This is a genomic window from Dolichospermum sp. UHCC 0352 (genome assembly GCF_009711925.1).
Classification (GTDB): domain Bacteria; phylum Cyanobacteriota; class Cyanobacteriia; order Cyanobacteriales; family Nostocaceae; genus Dolichospermum; species Dolichospermum lemmermannii.
Window position 1 is genome coordinate 1 of record NZ_VIKY01000166.1, and the last position, 18,400, is coordinate 18,400.

General features: G+C 41.6%; 14 protein-coding genes. 7 read left to right on the plus strand and 7 right to left on the minus strand.

Going from position 1 to position 18,400, the window contains the following annotated elements:
* The coding region (locus FJR06_RS23970) for a hypothetical protein (RefSeq protein WP_217359777.1) at positions 1 to 208 on the plus strand (208 nt) is incomplete at its 5' end.
* Positions 209 to 257: 49 nt separating this feature from the next.
* Here FJR06_RS23970 and FJR06_RS11485 read toward each other — a convergent pair.
* On the minus strand, positions 258 to 1,223 hold the full coding sequence (locus tag FJR06_RS11485) for a cytochrome c oxidase subunit II (RefSeq protein WP_168651460.1): 966 nt from the start codon (positions 1,221 to 1,223) through the stop codon (positions 258 to 260).
* Between the two features lie 426 nt (positions 1,224 to 1,649).
* On the opposite strand from FJR06_RS11485, the gene FJR06_RS11490 reads away from it, so the two are divergent.
* From FJR06_RS11490 to FJR06_RS11500, 3 genes are all read left to right on the plus strand, one after another.
* Positions 1,650 to 2,576 (plus strand): heme A synthase, encoded by a 927-nt coding sequence (locus tag FJR06_RS11490; protein WP_015081012.1) that lies wholly within the window; start codon positions 1,650 to 1,652, stop codon positions 2,574 to 2,576.
* 122 nt (positions 2,577 to 2,698) lie between these two features.
* A complete protein-coding gene (locus FJR06_RS11495; protein WP_015081013.1) occupies positions 2,699 to 3,637 on the plus strand; it encodes a heme o synthase in 939 nt (312 codons plus the stop codon).
* A 263-nt stretch (positions 3,638 to 3,900) separates the two neighbouring features.
* Complete coding sequence (locus FJR06_RS11500) at positions 3,901 to 4,128, plus strand: photosystem II protein, Psb35-related (RefSeq protein WP_015081014.1); 228 nt, start codon at positions 3,901 to 3,903, stop codon at positions 4,126 to 4,128.
* Between the two features lie 120 nt (positions 4,129 to 4,248).
* On the opposite strand, the gene FJR06_RS11505 is transcribed toward FJR06_RS11500, so the two are convergent.
* Positions 4,249 to 5,841 carry a glycoside hydrolase family 57 protein gene (locus tag FJR06_RS11505; protein WP_168651461.1) on the minus strand — a complete coding sequence of 531 codons (1,593 nt, stop codon included), beginning with the start codon at positions 5,839 to 5,841 and terminating at the stop codon, positions 4,249 to 4,251.
* A gap of 430 nt (positions 5,842 to 6,271) precedes the next feature.
* Between FJR06_RS11505 and FJR06_RS11510 the strand changes: the two genes are divergently transcribed.
* On the plus strand, positions 6,272 to 8,038 hold the full coding sequence (locus tag FJR06_RS11510; protein ID WP_168651462.1) for a bifunctional serine/threonine-protein kinase/formylglycine-generating enzyme family protein: 1,767 nt from the start codon (positions 6,272 to 6,274) through the stop codon (positions 8,036 to 8,038).
* A 285-nt stretch (positions 8,039 to 8,323) separates the two neighbouring features.
* Here the strand turns inward: FJR06_RS11510 and rsgA are convergent, their stop codons facing one another.
* The 5 genes from rsgA to grpE all read right to left on the minus strand — a co-directional run bounded on the left by rsgA (position 8,324) and on the right by grpE (position 14,688).
* Positions 8,324 to 9,481 (minus strand): small ribosomal subunit biogenesis GTPase RsgA, encoded by a 1,158-nt coding sequence (gene rsgA, locus FJR06_RS11515; RefSeq protein WP_168651463.1) that lies wholly within the window; start codon positions 9,479 to 9,481, stop codon positions 8,324 to 8,326.
* Positions 9,478 to 9,735 (minus strand): sulfurtransferase TusA family protein, encoded by a 258-nt coding sequence (locus FJR06_RS11520; RefSeq protein WP_015081021.1) that lies wholly within the window; start codon positions 9,733 to 9,735, stop codon positions 9,478 to 9,480. The genes rsgA and FJR06_RS11520 overlap by 4 nt, the downstream gene beginning before the upstream one ends.
* Positions 9,732 to 10,871, minus strand: a complete 1,140-nt coding sequence (gene dnaJ, locus FJR06_RS11525) for a molecular chaperone DnaJ (protein WP_168632551.1) — start codon at positions 10,869 to 10,871, stop codon at positions 9,732 to 9,734. Before dnaJ ends, FJR06_RS11520 begins: the two co-directional genes overlap by 4 nt.
* A gap of 567 nt (positions 10,872 to 11,438) precedes the next feature.
* Complete coding sequence (dnaK, locus tag FJR06_RS11530) at positions 11,439 to 13,298, minus strand: molecular chaperone DnaK (protein ID WP_168651464.1); 1,860 nt, start codon at positions 13,296 to 13,298, stop codon at positions 11,439 to 11,441.
* A 715-nt stretch (positions 13,299 to 14,013) separates the two neighbouring features.
* On the minus strand, positions 14,014 to 14,688 hold the full coding sequence (gene grpE / locus FJR06_RS11535) for a nucleotide exchange factor GrpE (protein WP_015081024.1): 675 nt from the start codon (positions 14,686 to 14,688) through the stop codon (positions 14,014 to 14,016).
* Positions 14,689 to 15,160: 472 nt separating this feature from the next.
* On the opposite strand from grpE, the gene FJR06_RS11540 reads away from it, so the two are divergent.
* Both FJR06_RS11540 and FJR06_RS11545 read left to right on the plus strand, forming a co-directional pair.
* Positions 15,161 to 17,161 (plus strand): ATPase, T2SS/T4P/T4SS family, encoded by a 2,001-nt coding sequence (locus FJR06_RS11540; RefSeq protein ID WP_168651465.1) that lies wholly within the window; start codon positions 15,161 to 15,163, stop codon positions 17,159 to 17,161.
* A gap of 64 nt (positions 17,162 to 17,225) precedes the next feature.
* Entirely contained in the window at positions 17,226 to 18,326 is a 1,101-nt protein-coding gene (locus FJR06_RS11545; RefSeq protein ID WP_168651466.1) for a type IV pilus twitching motility protein PilT, read from the plus strand.
* The last annotated feature ends 74 nt before the right edge of the window (positions 18,327 to 18,400 follow it).

Sequence of the window (18,400 nt, forward strand, 5' to 3'; positions counted from 1 at the left end):
GTCACCGAGTCAGGAGTCAGGAGTCACCGAGTCAGGAGTTCAGAAGGAAGGAAGAAAGAAGACAGAAAGAAGACAGAAATTTCTCCCCCTACCTCCCCTACCTCCCCCGCCTCCCCTGCCTCCCCTACCTCCCCTACCTCCCCCGCCTCCCCTACCTCCCCTACCTCCCCTACCTCCCCTACCTCCCCTACGTGAATGTATAACTTAAAGGTTCAAAATCTTTTTTTGTAACCACTGCAACTCAAGTAATTCTTAAACTACTTAATTTGATGCAGAATTTCTGAGTGAATGCCCATATTGTGAGTGTAAGGAGAGAGAAATTCATCAGCAGTCATGGCCATGGAATTCACAGCTACGGCTTGATTGGGAATATCTTTACCAGCAATTAGCTGTTCTTGCATCCAACTATCAAAAGCTTCCTGTGACTCCACAACTACTTGGCTTTTCATCACCCCGTGATATGGTCCACACAGTTCAGCACAAATAAGTTGATAATCACCCGCTTTTCTGGGAGTAAAACGCAAATTGGTTTGTCTACCAGGAATGGCATCCTGTTTCACCCGAAATTCTGGAATCCAAAAGGCGTGGATAACATCACTGGCTGTCATGTTGATTTCCACTGTTTTGCCAATGGGTAAATGCAATTCACCTGTTGTTACGTCATTATCTGGATAGGTAAATAACCAAGCATATTGCATTCCAGAGACGTTAATGGTTAATTCTGCTGGTTTTTTAACGGCATCAGCATCGGTATCTAATTGTGATACTTGTCCAGATGCTTCTGTACTGATGAGGGTGGCAGCCATTGCCGTTCCCGGCATATTCATGGCATTTTCCATCATCGGGGCAGCATGAGCCGAATGGGGATCAAAGCCGCCCATGTTGTTATATACATCAAAACTGTAGAGAGAAATACCGATAACGATAATTGCGGGGATCGCTGTCCAGAGTATCTCTAGAGGCACATTACCTTCAATTGCTGGCCCATCTGCATTGTCACCAGCCCGACGACGATATCTAATAACAGCGTAAATTAAAACACCTTCAACAATCAAAAATATGCCTGTAGAAACAGTCATCATGGTGTTGAATAGACCATCTACCAAGGGGGCTTCGTCTGAGGCCGCTACAGGTAATAGACCGTGATTTTGACCGTACCAGAGACTGGCGAGGGTGAGGACAATGCCAATGAGTAATGTCCAGATTGCATTTGGAATTTTCACGGCTGATTTCTTGATTAATTGACTATTTTATCTGTAAGTTACTTCACTTGTTAAAGTAACTCTACATACTAAGGTAGTGCAGGCAATGAGATATAGTATCCGCTGGTCTGAAATCTTTATTAATTTTTTCGATTAAGAACACAATTTTGAGTACAAGGGAGATAAGTTGTCTTGCCCAGGTTAGATGACAATTAGGCAAAAAATTTTCAGAAATTTCCATTAATTCCCATTAATTCCCATTGATTAATTATTTCTATCTGCAAAACAGCACGAAATCTTACAGCGGAAACTAGCTAAAGTGATCCAAAGTGTAAGGGAAAGCTGATTTCTATATTCTGACCTATAGGTTAGGGTAAGTAGAAGTCGGGACTAAATCAAAATAGAAAATTTTCAATTTCCAGCACAAGCGGTCCAAAGGTATTGTTAATGAACGAATTTGTCCTAGAACAACAAAATAAAGCGGCCACAGTAGCACAACAGCCCCAGGAGATGATTCGTCGCTTGGTGTGGAAAATATGCGTAGCCACCTTAATTTTGATGGCTATAGGCAGTGCCACCCGCGTTATGAATGCTGGACTCGCTTGCCCTGATTGGCCTTTGTGCTATGGGGAGTTAGTTCCAGCCAAACAAATGAATCTCCAAGTGTTTTTGGAGTGGTTTCATCGCCTCGATGCAGCTTTAATTGGCTTTAGTGCGATCGCCCTTTGTGGTTTATCCTGGTGGCATCGTCAACATTTACCCAAGTGGCTACCCTGGGCTTCCACATTTGCCCTGTTTTTAATTGTCTTCCAAGGGATTCTGGGAGGACTGACTGTAACTGAATTATTGCGGTTTGATATCGTTACCGCCCATTTAGGAACAGCGTTACTATTTTTCACTACGTTGTTAATTATCGGTACAAGTTTGATTCCCTATCAAGGCACGGGAACAGTAGGAAAGTTGCCTTGGGTGGGTTTAACTGCTGCTGTTTGCGTCTACTTACAAAGTTTATTGGGTGCAATAGTAGGTTCTCGTTGGGCTTTGCACCAATGTTTGTCCGGGGAACAACTTTGTGATGTCATGTACAGCCATATTTTTGGCTTAGTACCGCCAACCATCGCTACTTTAGCAGTTGTTTTAATTTCTTGGCGCACACCAGCCCTACATCCGGCTTTGCGAAAACTGGCAAATCTGGCTGGTGGCTTGTTGATTTTACAACTTCTTTTGGGTGTGGCTACCTTCCGTTTACATTTACAAGTTGAACCCCTTACCGTTTCTCACCAAGCTATCGGTGCGACTTTACTGGGGACTTTGGTAGTATTTACAGTTTTATCACTGCGGGATGGTTTGCTTCCTCCCTCACCAACACAGTAACTCCTTCTTCCTCTTTCTTCCTCCTTCTTCCTCCTGACTCCTGACTCCTGACTCCTGACTCCTGACTCCTGCTTACAGCGGTTTGCTGACCAGTTCTTGAAAAATAAGGAAAAAGACCTAACATGATTGAGACTAATGTCTCTCGTCGTCAACACGACACATTTCTCCAAGTCGTTCAAAGTTACTACCAGCTAACCAAACCCCGGATTATTCCCCTACTATTAATTACCACTGCTGGGAGTATGTGGATAGCCGCTAAGGGTGAGGTAGATCCCTGGTTGTTAATTATTACAATGATTGGCGGAACTTTAGCAGCAGCCAGCGCCCAAACTATTAACTGTATCTATGATCGAGATATAGATTATGATATGGAGCGGACACGCAACCGCCCCATCCCTTCCGGGAAGATCCAATCCCGTGATGCTTTAATTTTTGCGATCGCTCTGGCTGTACTTTCTTTTACCCTCCTCACCGTTTTTGCCAATCTCCTGGCAGCATTTTTAGCCTTTTCTGGCATCATTTTCTATGTTTTAGTCTATACTCACTGGCTCAAACGCCATACCACTCAAAATATCGTCATTGGTGGTGCAGCAGGGGCAATTCCCACTTTAGTCGGTTGGGCAGCAGTAACGGACACTTTAAGCTGGTCTGCGTGGCTAATTTTTGCCATTGTCTTTTTGTGGACACCTCCCCATTTTTGGGCTTTGGCTTTAATGATTAGTGATGATTACGCTAAGGTGGGGATACCAATGTTACCTGTGGTAGCGGGTAATAAAGCCACCGTCCGGCAAATTTGGTTTTATACGGTGATTACTGTCACTGCGACTATCTTGCTGTTTTATCCCTTACACGCCAGCGGGATTGTCTATGCTGTTATTGCCTTGACTTTAGGGGGAGTATTTGTCCATAAGTCTTGGCGCTTATTGCAAAATCCCGAAGATAAAACCATAGCGCGGGAATTATTTTTGTATTCCATTTCCTACATGATGCTGTTGTGTTTGGCAATGGTGGTGGATAGTTTACCCATTACTCATCATTTCCTTGCTCAACTGCATTTGTAATCATGCTCAGGACATAGATCCCCGATTTCTTTGAGAAATCGGGGATCTGATTATTTTTTTTTACAAAAAACCCAACAAAAATATACCCAGACGATTTTCTCATCATTTCTTGTATTAGTGCGTTTTGTTACGAAATTATTACAGTGGGGAATACCTCACCTCTTTGAGGGGCATACACACCAGAAAATAATTTGCAACTTCTGTTAACAATCTGTTATATTTATTTACATAAGGTTACAAAAAGTAAAAAACGAGGTTCTCGAATGGCTATTTTAATTTCTCTATTGGTTGTTGCTTGGGTAGCAGTTTCCGTTATCGGTTCTCTAGCTTATTTCATGGGTGAACAAAGCAAGCCCATTCACGAACGCAATTGGGCTTCTGACAAATTTGCAGCTTTGGCTAAATCTATTACTGGCGTAGATATAGACTATACCCAACGCACACCCGCCTATGCTATTGATGCTTACAACAGCCGCAACTTACCCAGATAGTATTTACTGGCAATTTGACAAGATGTGTATAAAAATAACCTCCAGCATTGTGACTGGGGGTTTTGCTTTTCTAGATATAGATCCCCGACTTTTTGAAAAAGTCGGGGATCTGGGAACTACTTAAAATGCTGGCCGATAAACGCGATAGTTAATATTGGGGAAAATATTATCCATTGACTCGACTTTTTCCAACCAACCACTATCAACCTTACCCACTTTCACATCTTCATAGAGTTTATTAAAGCGCATTAAATGCGATCTTGTTCTTCTCACCGCATAGGGAACCATTGTTCCTGTCCGCATAATAAACGCCCAGTCAGAAGATTGTGCTAATAACAACTCTCTCGCAGCTTGATTGAGTGCTTTTTCCTGTAATTCATCTTCAGCTTCAATTTGGGAAATTTCAATCATCCGTTCCGCAGCTTTGTGCAAATGTGGATAAACCCAAGCATTAGTATCATTCAACCAATATTCATGGAAACCCTTAAAGCCCCAACTCGACTGAGCAGGACGACATACTTGTTGCTGAGGATTAGCCCGTAAATAATCGGCTAAATGGGTCATTTCATAGGTTTTCTGGTCATACCATGACTTACGGAACAGATAATCAATGAACCAAGGACCCTCATACCACCAATGACCGAATAACTCCGCATCATAGGGAGATACAATAATTGGCGGCCGACCCATGATATTGTGTAAATGCCCAGCTTGCTGCTCACGATTATACATGAAGTTAGCAGCGTGTTCTGCACTTTTTTCCTTTGCCCAGTAAGGATCATAAAGAGCTTTATCGGAAAGACCTAAGCCCCGTCCGGTAATTTTATGATACTTAATACCTGTATTTTTGCGCTGACCATTAGGCATTATATAGGGCTTAATATATTCATATTCAGCTTCCCAACCCAGGTCTTTATAAAATTCCCGATATTCGGCTGCACCAGGATAACCCACCTCAGAAGACCATACTTGCTGGGAAGATTCATGATCTCGACCAAAAGCCGCTACACCCGGTTCTGTAAAAATTGGGGCATAACTACCGAAGCGCGGACGGGGACGAGCGTATAAAATGCCATGACCATCGGTGAGGAAATAACGTAAACCAGCATCCGCCAGCATTCGCTCCACACCTTCATAATAGGCGCATTCTGGCAACCATATCCCTCTAGGGGCTTGGCCAAAGGTTTCCTCATAATGTTCACAGGCTACCTGAATTTGCGCCCATACAGCCTGGGGGTACATTTTCATTAATGGTAAGTAGCCGTGAGTCGCACCACAGGTGATAATTTCTAAGTTATTACTATCTTGGAACTGTTTAAACGCTGTAACTAAATCACCGTGATAACGTTCCCATAACTCCCGCGCTTGATTAAATTCAGTTGCATAATGTTCCGCTAAATACCGCAGATGACCATTATGAATATTGCGCTCAGATTCTAGTTCTATAAGCTCTTCTAGTTGTGATAAGTGAGCATCATAGCGTTCTTGCAATAAAGGATCACGAAGCATAGAAATCAAAGGCGGAGTCATACTCATGGTGAGTTTAAAATCAACGCCATCTCGTTTTAAGCCTTCAAATACTTTTAATAAAGGAATGTAAGTTTCAGTAATCGCTTCATACAGCCATTCTTCTTCTAGCACATAATCACTTCCTGGGTGACGAACGAAGGGCAGATGTGCATGAAGTACAAGCGCGACGTAGCCTATAGCCATAATATTTTTTATGTGTGGTATTTGGAGGTTACAGACAAAAAAGTCTGTGTGGGGAAATTAAGAATATTTTAAGACTATATGGGTCATTGGTCATGAATCCTCGGCTAATACTTAATAGAAAAATATTTTGGTCTAGCGCCGCTTCGCGGAAGTTCAACGGGCGCTTAGAAACCGCGTCTACACTTACTTGTGAAATTCCTTAGTCCGTTTTAACGGACTTGAGCTATGAGACAGGGAATTCATTCCCTGGCGTATTTGCAAGCTTCCCATATTTGTCTGTTCATGATCAATATAATCATCAATCAAAGTCGGAAATAGCTTTTTTCCTCAATACATAAAATGATTAATTTTTACAGTGCATAAATCCTAAATTACTGATTTTCAGTAAATCAAGGTAGAATGTCCTATAAACGTGCTAACTACCAAGATTATGAGCCTGTGCATCAATTCTAACTGCCCAAAGCCACAAAATCCCGATAATATCCTTTTTTGTCAAGCCTGTGGCTCGGAAGTCTTGCTACAACAACGTTATCGGGTACAATGTCAGTTAGGACGGGGTGGCTTTGGTGTGACTTATGAGATTAACGAAGTCAGAACCAATCAGGCTAAAGTTCTCAAAGTCTTGATTAATAACGACCCTAAAGCTGTAGAATTATTTAAACAAGAAGCTGATGTTTTAAGTCAACTCCATCATTCCGGTATTCCTCATGTAGAATCAGACGCTTATTTTGAATATTATCCCTACAACAGTCAAAACCCGATTCATTGTTTGGTAATGGAAAAAGTTGTGGGAGAAGATTTAGAAAAATATATGCAAAAACGTGGTTTGCGTCCTATTAACCAAACTACAGCTATAGAATGGCTAAAAGATCTAATTATTATTTTAGAACAGGTACATAATAAACACTTCTTTCATCGAGACATCAAACCACCTAATATTATGTTGCGGTCAGAAAGTGCCGAATTAGTATTAATTGATTTTGGTACTGTGAGGAAGGTAACATCTACAGTATTTAAACAACAAGGTGGTGTCACAGGAATAATTTCCGCAGGTTACACACCCTCAGAACAAATTAATAATAATGCTGTACCCCAGTCTGATTTTTTTGCTTTAGGACGGACATTTGTTTATTTACTCACGGGTAAAGAACCACTTGACCCAATCATGTATGATTCCTATAATGAAACATTAAATTGGCGGAATCATGCACCACAAATATCATCTATGTTGGCAGATTTATTAGATGATATGATGCAGCGTTTATATAAAGATCGTCCTCAAAACTCCCATGAGATTTTGCAAAGAATAGCAGCAATAGAAAAAGCTTTACAATCACCAAAACCTCAACCACCAATACCTCAACCACCAATACCTTCCAATAACCTTAAAACCTTTAGTTTTGAAGTTGTCACCACAGACGCACGGGGAAATATCACCAACCGACGCAAGGAAAGCGCGAAATACTTTACAGAAGACTTAGGAAATGGTGTCACCTTGGACATGGTGGAAATCCCAGGGGGAACATTTATCATGGGTTCACCAGAAAGTGAAGCACAACGACGTTCAAATGAAGGTCCCCAACACCAAGTTACAGTTCCCAGTTTCTACATGGGAAAATATGAATTGACACAGGCACAGTATCAAGCTATCACAGGAACTAATCCTTCCGCCTTCAGAGGCGATAACCGCCCTGTTGAAATAGTTAGTTGGAATAATGCGGTTGAGTTCTGTAAAAAGTTAAGTCAAAAAACAGGCGAAAACTACAGATTACCCAGTGAAGCAGAATGGGAGTATGCTTGTCGTGCCGGAACTACCACACCATTTTATTTTGGTGAAAGTATTACTCCAGATTTGGTAAATTATAATGGTAATTATACCTATGCTTCTGCACCAAAAGGAAAAGATCGTCAGCAGACTACAGATGTAGGAACTTTTCCCCCTAACTCTTTTGGTTTGTACGATATGCACGGTAATGTGTGGGAATGGTGTCAAGATGGCTATCAAGAAAATTATATAAACGCGCCTACAGATGGCAGCGCTTCGACAATTCTAGGCGGCTATATGATACTGCGCGGTGGTTCGTGGGGCGGCGATCCTGAAAATTGCCGTTCTGCTTTTCGCAGCCTCAACTATCTCGACTACGACAACAACAATATTGGTTTTCGGGTTGTATGTAGTGGTGCGGCGAGGACTTAGTAGCCCTTTACACTCTTGCTCTTTTGCCCTCTTCTCTTTTTTTCTTTTCCCTTCTTAACCCACCGCCGTTAGGCGGAAAAGTATTTTTCTACAAAAAGCTGGTTTTGATGTCTGGATTCAGTGTAGCACAGATTTTTTATTTTGTCTGAATCAGGATTACCAGGATTTAAGGATTTACAGGATGAAGGAAGAGGAGGGATTGTGAATGTTAGGAAATTCTGTTTATTCAAGATCCCAATATCCCCGACTTCTTCAAGAAGTCGGGGATATGAAATTTATCTAGAATCAATCTTCACTGTCTTGATATAAATTTTGTAAGTCTTGCAATTGAGTCTTTCGAGAAATTCGGCGGTATTTCTTACTTTCTAGTTTGGGTTCGTATTGACTTTGACCTTTACCTTTAGATATTAATTTCAGACTTGATTCCGGGTCAGCTTGTTGGTTAAGATGGGTTTGTTGAGCGATCGCATCATCCAAAAATTCTAAATAATGCTGATATCGTTCCCAGTCACCACTAACAGCACAGTCTGGCTCATCTTTATGGATACAATCACTAAAGCGACAATGGGCAACAGCTAGGCGTTCTCTGGCCTCTGGGAAATAGTGAATTAATTCTTCAGGACTACAATCCAAATCCGGCTGATTAAAACCAGGAGTATCTGCTAATAACCCACCTGTAGGCATTTCAAATAATTCTACATGACGGGTGGTATGACGACCGCGAGCTAATTTGCCGGAAACTTCCCCCACTCGCAGGTTGATATCGGGAATCAAACTATTAATCAAGCTGGATTTTCCCACACCAGAAGGACCAGCAATCACCGTGATTTTATCCTGCAAATATGTGGCTATTTGGTCAATATTAATGCTATTTCGAACGCTAATAAATAAAGGTTGATAACCCCAAGCCAGGAGACGGTCATTAATTTGCTGTTTTTCTTCTAGAGAGACTAAATCACATTTATTCAAACATAACAGCACATCAACTCCTGTAGACTCAGCCTTAATTAAAAATCTACTCAATTGAATAGGTTCTAAAGGCGGGTCTGCAACCGCAAAAACCAGGAGAATTTGATTGACATTAGCGATCGCTGGGCGATTTAATTGACTATGACGCGGTAAAACTTCACTAACAGCCCCCCGTCCATCAGTCCAATCAGGTTCTTCGACGATGACGCGATCGCCCACCATCACCTGTTGACCAATCTTTTTTAAGCGCGTCCTTCTTGTGCAGAGAAGGATAGGGGAAGAAGGGGACAGGTGACAGGGAACAGGTGACAGCGAAGAAGGGGAAGAAGAACTTTCTATTATTTCTGAACTCCTGACTCCTGACTCCTGACTCCTGACTCCTTCTTCTTCATCCATCTGCACTCGATAAAAATTCGCCTGTACAGCTACAACCGTACCCAATAACTGTTTAGTAGAAACACTTTTCCCTGTCATGCCGCAGCAACCGGACGGCGAATAACTAGGGAAAAATAGCCAGCGCAATCTGTCACTTGTTCTATTTGATAACCAGCCATTGTCAGACTATCAGGAACTTGTTCTATCGGTTCACCTGGATCTAACCAAACTTCTAGTAAACCCCCAGGGGGCATTTTTTCCAGATATAGTTTTGTCCGCACAAAATTAATCGGGCAAGGAGTCCCACGCAAATCCAGTTGAGCGTCAGGGGTTAATATCAAAGAGCCACTCATGACTTAAATAAGTTTCCTATGAATCCGTCGAAACCACCTTTACCTGTCCTGTCTCCCTTAATTTTAGCTAGTTTCTCTAGCAATTCCCGTTCCTCTGGGATGATCTTCGTGGGGATATCAATTAACACCGTCAACAGATGATCACCGCGACTCACAGGATTACCCAGACGGGGAACACCACGATTTTCTAATTTCATCACTGTATTCGGTTGAGTGCCGGCGGGAATAATCAACTCCACTGGACCATCTACTGTATTTACCTCTATCCGGCAACCTAAAATCGCTTGTAAGTAGCTAATTTTAATTTCCGAGTTAACATTAATGCCCTCTCGATGAAATTCTTCATCTTCATTTACAAACAAATAGACATATAAATCACCAGGAGGACCACTGCGTTGACCCGCATCTCCTTCTTGGGAAATCCGTAATCTTGTGCCATTATCTACACCAGCGGGAACATTGATTTTGAGTTTCTTTGTAACCTGATTTGCGCCCTTACCATCACAAGCATCACATTTATCTTCTACAACCGTTCCTGAGCCATCACAGGTGGGACAAGTTGACACTTGGGTAAAACTACCAAATGGCGTTCTTGTTACCCTTCTAACTTGACCTGAACCACTACAAGTGCTGCAAGTCCGAGGACGAGTTCCTGATTTAGCACCAGAACCATTACAAACTTCACAAGTTTCTAAATGGGAAATACGAATTTCCTTTTCCCCACCAAATACCGCTTCCCGAAAATCTAATTTCAGGTCTAGACGCAGATCATCACCCCGCACTGGTCCACCACGCCGTCTTTGTTGGGGTTGTCCACCTGGAGCCCCAGCAAAGCCGCTGAAAATACTTTCAAAGATATCGGCAAAACCACCCATATCTCCCATATCTTGGAAACCAGCGCCAGCCGCAGCCGCACCGGAAACACCAGCTTCACCAAAGCGGTCGTAACGAGCGCGAACCTCCGGCTCTGATAGCACTTCGTAGGCGCGGTTAATTTCTTTGAATCGTTCCTCTGCCCCAGATTCTTTATTCACATCTGGGTGATATTTTCGGGCTAGGCGGCGATAAGCCTGTTTAATCTCTTCTTTGTCGGCGTCACGAGAGACACCCAGGGTTTCATAATAGTCTCGGGCCATATAGCAAGGTTAAGAATTATAAGGAAGCAGAAGTACGGAAAACAGTAACTAATAGGTTTAAGGTAACACTTTAACAAGAATACAGAAATTTAGGAATGCAAATAGCGTGGGGTCACGCTAAGTCATGCTCTTTAGTTTAATTTTTGTTAATAATTAATTTTACCAATATTTTTTTGCTAGTGTTTGCTATCACCGATGATTAATCTTTTATTATTGTGCTATTCAGATGTCGAAAAACCCACCTCTTGATTATAGGAACTAGCCGTACCATTAAATGTGGAAAACCCGACCTATACTTTTAGTTCTATCTGTGATATGCGCTCCTGTGTTCCCTGGTAGATGAAGAAAATATATCCTTGCTTCTCTAAATGACTACTTGAGAAACACATTTGTCTACAGTAAATTCATACAAGTATTAAATAGATTAGGAGTAACGAATCGCACTGAGACAGCAACCACAGCAGTGCGAGTTGGATGTTGTTAAAATCAGCTTGTGAGTTATTTTCCTGATCTAAATTAATATTGAATTGAGGTATTTGTGTGTTGCTTGAAGCAAGAGGTCTATTCTTAGGTAAGATTTATTTGCGTGGCAGCTTCTGATTTTAAATCTTCATTATCAACCTGGTTGTAAACATTTGTACCAATAGCAAAGATAGTTTGCTGGAAATCCTCTAAAAGGGTCTTCAACTGTGTGGGGGACATATTCGGATTGTTCATTGCCCTTTGCAATTGTTCAACTTTCTGATTAGCCAAAGCTATCAACTGCTCACTGACTAAATTGGGATTATCCCGTAATGTTGAAGCATAAGTAAACAAGAGATTATTCGCTTGGTTTTTGAGTTCCACCAGTTCTTTACGTCTTTGATCTTCTCCGGAAAATAACTCAGCTTGTTGCCGCATTTGCTCAATTTCGTTGTTACTTAAACCGCCTGTACTTGTAATCCGAATACTTTGTTCTCTACCTGTACCTTTATCTTGAGCCGCAACTTTGAGAATGCCATTCACATCAATTTCAAAAGCCACTTCAATTTGGGGAATGCCGCGAGGAGCAGGAGGAATCCCACTGAGGAGAAACTGCCCTAGACTTTTGTTATCCTTGGCCATGGAGCGTTCTCCTTGGAGGACATGAACTTCTACGGATGTTTGACCATCAACGGCTGTAGAAAATATTTGAGCTTTGCTAGTGGGAATAGTGGTATTCCGGTCAATAATTTTGGTGAATACTTCTCCTAGTGTTTCAATCCCTAAAGATAGAGGTGTGACATCTAACAGTAATAGGGTATTTAATTCTCCTCCCAAAACTCCGGCTTGGATAGCTGCACCTAGTGCTACTGCTTCATCAGGGTTGACGGAATGATCTGGGATTTTGCCATTGAAAAATTTGATCAGGGCGTTTTGAACAGCAGGAATGCGGGTAGAACCTCCTACTAAAATAATCTTATCTATATTCTGCGGTTTGACTTCTGCATCTTTGAGGGCTTGCATCATTGGGGCGATAGTCTCCTTGATTAAACTCCCTGTTAGTTCTTCAAATTGAGAACGACTGAGTTCCATTTCCAGATGCTTTGGTCCAGTAGCATCAGCAGTGATAAATGGCAGGTTAATGGAGGTAATAACCATACTAGATAGTTCAACTTTGGCTTTTTCCGCGGCTTCTCGCACGCGTTGGAGTGCCATTTTGTCTTGGGTAATGTCTATTTTCTCTTCTGCTAGGAATCGCTCTACCATCCAGCAAACAATGGCATTATCAAAGTCGTCTCCGCCGAGATGATTATTACCACAGGTGGCTTTAACTTCAAAAACTCCATCTCCTAGTTGGAGAATAGATACGTCAAATGTCCCCCCTCCTAAGTCAAATACTAAAATTAATTGCTCTTGATCTTGTTTGTCTAGACCGAAGGCTAGGGCGGCGGCGGTGGGTTCGTTGATAATTCTTAATACTTCTAGTCCAGCAATAGTACCTGCATCTTTTGTGGCTTGTCTTTGGGCATCTGTAAAATATGCTGGTACGGTAATTACGGCTTTTGTCACTTCGTCACCTAAGAAATTTTCCGCGTCTTGCTTGAGTTTTTTCAAGACCATAGCGGATATTTCTTGGGGTGTGTAATTTTGTCCGCGAATTTGGACATCAACGGTATTATCTTTTCCTTTGATGCAATTATAAGGGACGCGACCGCGCTCTAATTCTGTATCTTCCCAGCGACGACCGATAAATCTTTTAATACTGTAGACTGTGTTTTCGGCATTAGTTATAGTTTGTCGCTTTGCTAATTGTCCGATGAGGCGATCTTTCCCTTTACCAAAGGCTACAATGCTAGGGGTAGTGCGTCCACCTTCGGAGTTGGCAATTACTTTTGGTCGCCCAGATTCCAAAACAGCTACACAACTATTCGTAGTCCCTAAGTCAATCCCAATAACTTTTCCCATACTTGAATTATTTTTAATAAAATACTCCACCGTAATTATTCACAAGCGGTTGTGTTTTAGCTGAATAGGTTAGCGTTAAAAATTGTCGTTATGACAAGGGAACAGGGAACACTATGGCTTACGCCACGCTTCGCTATCGACAAGCTCAGTGCATCCCAGGGAACAGGGAATTCCAGAAAAGGTTTTGAGCAACTTTACTTGTCCTTACATATTACTCTTCGAGAAGCCGCTCCACGTCTACGGTTTTTTTCCGTTCACCTACTTACAGGCAATAAATTTATGCAACCTTTATGCAAACTTTATGAAAAACACATTTATTATAGGCGATCGCACACACAGAGTCCACAGTTTTAAAAATTAGTATTACAAACAAGGGAATAGGGAACAGATACAGGGAAGAGATACAGAACTTTCCGGTGTTATGAGGTACATACCCAGCGGACATACTATGGTTAACGCCACGTCGCGCTATCGCCAAGTGTTACAGTGAGCTGGCGATGCCCTGAGCTTGTCGAAGGGTCGAACTGCTCAGTACAAGTCTTGCCCGCTATATACGTACCTCATGAAACTGGAAAGTTCTGTAAGTAAGTATCAACAACCTTATAGCGGTTATTGGTTGGGTGAAATACAAGAACCCCAACCCCCTACTTGCTTGCAGGGAGGGGGGCTTATGACTGTATCTCATTTAAGTGCATACCGCTATATGCTGTTCATGTTAACCGTTATCTTGGCTAGACAAATCTTCTGATTCTAAAGATATATATTCTCTGGGAGCAGCTACTTTCACCATGGCATGGCGGAGGACACGCTCACCAAAATAGTAGCCGCGAACTAACTCTTCTAAAACTGTTCCTTCTGGATGTTCATCTGTCGGTTCTCGCATGACGGCTTCATGCAAATTCGGGTCAAATTCTTGACCTTCAGGACGCATGGGTGCTACACCTAGACGTTTTAGACAATCTACCAACTGTTTGTAAACCCCTTGATAACTCTTATGAATTGTCATTTCACCATCACCTTGGGGTTTGAGGTGCGCTCGCGCTCGCTCAAAATTATCTACAACAGGTAGCAATTCTGTAATTGTATTTCGCTTTACCTGTAAGTCAATTTCTTCTTTTTCTTTGGCAGTTCGTTTGCGATAATTCTCAAAATCTGCGGCAATTCGCATATACTGAGTGCTACGGTCTTCTAGTTGGGTTTTGAGCGTTTCAATTTGTTGATTTAACTCTGCTAAAACAGCGATATCTACTTCAATAGGGTTGGCTGTAGCATCACCATGTTCTTCAGTGAGTATGTTATCTCCCTGTTCATTTATTTGGTTTGCTACTTGCTCATTAACCTCGCTGCTAGATTCATTGGAGTTAATTTCGGACGGGGAGTCACTTTTCATAAGAATATGTGGTATGTGGTAAATTCAGTCACTTAAGTGCTGAGAGGAATGGTTTGAGGTAAACTTAGGTGTGTTCGGTGACTTTAGCAACTGCTGGCTATATCTTGAGTTGATTAGCCTAATTCCTGGCTTATATAGTGTACCTGTTTATTTTCGTTTACTATTATTTACTCATTCCAGATGCTTTTAACAGCAGAAATTTAACGATCATTCAGCTAGTAAGCTAATTTTGGGTTTAAATCCCCCTTTTCAACAACCCGCTGACGACGGACTGCTCTTTTAATTACCAATATTTTGGCAGGAAGTGATACCACTAAGCTGTCACGCATCTAGTTTTTGAACCCAATCTGGGCTATAGGCGGGTTTCTACCTCCAAATTATACATGAATGAAATTTCATACAGAATGAGAATTATCTGCCACAGTATGGGAATACTTAAAAAAGAGGTTTCTCTACCCTAACCCAATTGCTTATGACTTACTCATCACCACAACGGCGTAGCACTGCGCTGACTACAAGAACTGAGTTTTCGCCTTTCGTTAATAAATTAGTAGCGTCTGGCTATGTCAATAATGAACAAATGAAGCAGGCTGTAATTGCCAGCCGCAAGTCCGGTAAACCACTGACAGAAGTATTAGAATCAATTACTGAGCGAAAATTATCACCTGAGTTTGTCACCGAATACAAAAAACAACATTTATTTGAACTCACAATTTTATACGGCGTTGAGTCTCTTGATCCCGCAATCTACGAAATTGATCCAACAAACGTGGGGAATTTAATTCAAACCCTCATTCCTATTGATATCTGTCGTCGGCATCAGTTAATCCCATTGTCAAGAAATGATAACCAAAGCCCACCTTATGTGTTGGTGGCTATGGTTGATCCAGATAATTTAGATGCTTATGATGATATTAATCGGATTTTGCGTTCCCAAGGCTTGTCTTTTCAACGCAGGGTAATTACCCAGAAAGATTATCAGGACATCATTAACAAATTTTTAAATGAACAAGCAGCACGCCAAAAGACATTAGAGCAGCAAAAAAATTATGATGTCAAGGGTGATTTAGACAATCTAGAAACTCTGGACATAGATGAAAGTAGTGATAATGATGTTGATTTAGATAATGCTATGAAGGGTGCTGATCAGGCACCAATCATTAAACTTGTGAATCGGATTTTGTTGAAGGCTTTAAATGAGGGTGTTTCGGATATTCACATTGAACCGCAGGAAGAATATTTACGGATTCGTTTCCGTAAGGATGGGATATTACGTGAGGCATTTGATAGTATGCCGAAAAAAATTATCCCAGCGGTAACAGCCCGATTTAAAATTATTTCTAACCTGGACATTGCTGAAAGACGGTTACCTCAAGATGGCCGGATTCGCCGGATATTTGCCGGAAGAAAAGTGGATTTCCGGGTAAATACTCTACCTAGTCGCTATGGAGAAAAGGTTGTTTTACGGATTTTAGATAACACTGGAACTCAATTAGGTTTGGATAAGTTAATTACTGACCCAGAAACCTTAAATATTGTTAAGGATATGGTTAGTAAGCCATTCGGGTTGATTTTAGTGACGGGACCAACTGGTTCGGGTAAAACTACTTCGTTGTATTCGGCACTATCAGAAAAGAATGATCCGGGGATTAATATCAGTACAGTAGAAGATCCAATTGAGTATAGTTTACCGGGGATTACTCAAGTACAGGTAATTCGGGAAAAGGGGTTGGATTTCTCGACGGCCTTGCGGGCTTTCTTGCGTCAAGATCCAGATGTTTTGCTGGTGGGGGAAACACGGGATCGGGAAACTGCGAAAACGGCGATTGAGGCAGCATTAACCGGTCACTTGGTATTAACTACTTTACACACTAATGATGCGCCAGGAGCGATCGCTCGCTTGGGAGAAATGGGTATTGAACCTTTCAAGATTTCCAGTTCCTTAATTGGTGTTTTAGCACAACGTCTAGTTCGTTGTGTCTGTTCTGAATGTCGTATAGCATACACTCCGACCATTGAAGAACTAGCTCGCTATGGTCTATCCGTTTCCCAAGAAGCTCAGGTAACTTTCTACAAAGCCAATACTATCCCACCAGAAGAAATAGCCAGCCATAAAAATCTTTGTCAAAAATGTGGTGGTGTTGGCTACAACGGGCGTTGTGGGGTTTATGAAGTAATGCGGATGACTGAAGAATTACAAACTCTGATCAACAAGGAAGCACCTACAAAAAGGATTAAAGAAGTAGCTGTTGAAGAGGGGATGAAAACCTTACTAGCTTACAGTTTGGACTTAGTTCGTCAAGGAACAACTACCTTAGAAGAAGTAGAGCGAGTAACACTTACAGATGACGGTTTAGAGGCTGAATTAAAAGCTAAACGCAAAAGTGGTCTGACTTGTCTGACTTGTAGTGGGGAATTACAACCAGAATGGTTAGATTGTCCTTACTGTATGACACCTCGCTTTACAGATTAGCCGCACATTTTGAATTGAGAGTTTTAAGTTTTTTATTGTTAATTAATGGGAGCGAAATCAGACTATGGAAATGATGATTGAAGACTTGATGGAAGAACTAATTACTAGAGGTGGGTCAGACTTGCACCTATCCGCTGGATTGCCTCCCTATTTTCGGATTAGTGGACATCTGACACCTATTGGTGAACACATATTGACGGCTGATGAATGTCAAAGGCTAATTTTCAGTATGCTCAATAACACTCAGCGCAAAACTTTAGAGCAAACATGGGAATTAGATTGTTCTTACGGTGTCAAAGGATTAGCTAGGTTCCGGGTGAATGTCTATAAAGAACGTGGTGCTTATGCTGCTTGTTTACGAGCATTAAGTTCTAAAATTCCTAACTTTGAAAAATTAGGTTTGCCAGATATAGTCCGGGAAATGATGGAAAAACCTAGAGGACTAATTCTAGTCACAGGTCCAACTGGTTCTGGTAAGACTACTACCCTAGCGGCAATGATTGACTTAATTAACCGCACTAGGGCAGAACATATTTTAACAGTTGAAGACCCTGTGGAATTTGTTTATGAACCAATCAAAAGTCTAGTTCACCAACGCCAATTAGGAGAAGATACGAAGAGTTTTGCTAATGCTTTAAAAGCAGCTTTACGAGAAGATCCAAATATTATTATGGTAGGAGAAATGCGGGACTTGGAAACCATTATGTTGGCGATTTCCGCCGCAGAAACAGGTCACTTGGTACTTGGTACACTACATACAAGTTCTGCCGCACAAACCGTTGACCGGATTATTGACGTTTTTCCCTCAGAAAGACAAACTCAGGTGCGGGTGCAGTTGTCTAACTCCTTAGTCGCAGTTTTTAGTCAGACTTTAGTACCTAAGAAAAATGTCAATTCAGGTGAATATGGGCGAGTAATGGCTCAAGAAATTATGATTATCACTCCCGCTATTTCTAACTTAATTCGGGAAGGAAAAACAGCACAAATTTACTCAGCTATTCAGACGGGTGGTAAGTTGGGAATGCAAACTCTAGAAAAAGTTTTAGCTGATTTGTACAAAGCTGGAACTATTTCTTTTGAAGCAGCAATATCTAAAACTTCTAAACCAGATGAAGTCCAGCGTCTAATTGGTGAAACAGCCCCAGTAGGAGCTAAATTACGTTAACAGGCAGGGGGCATGGGGCAGGGGGAATATTTCTTCCCAATGACAACTGACAACTGTACGGGCGAAGCATTTGG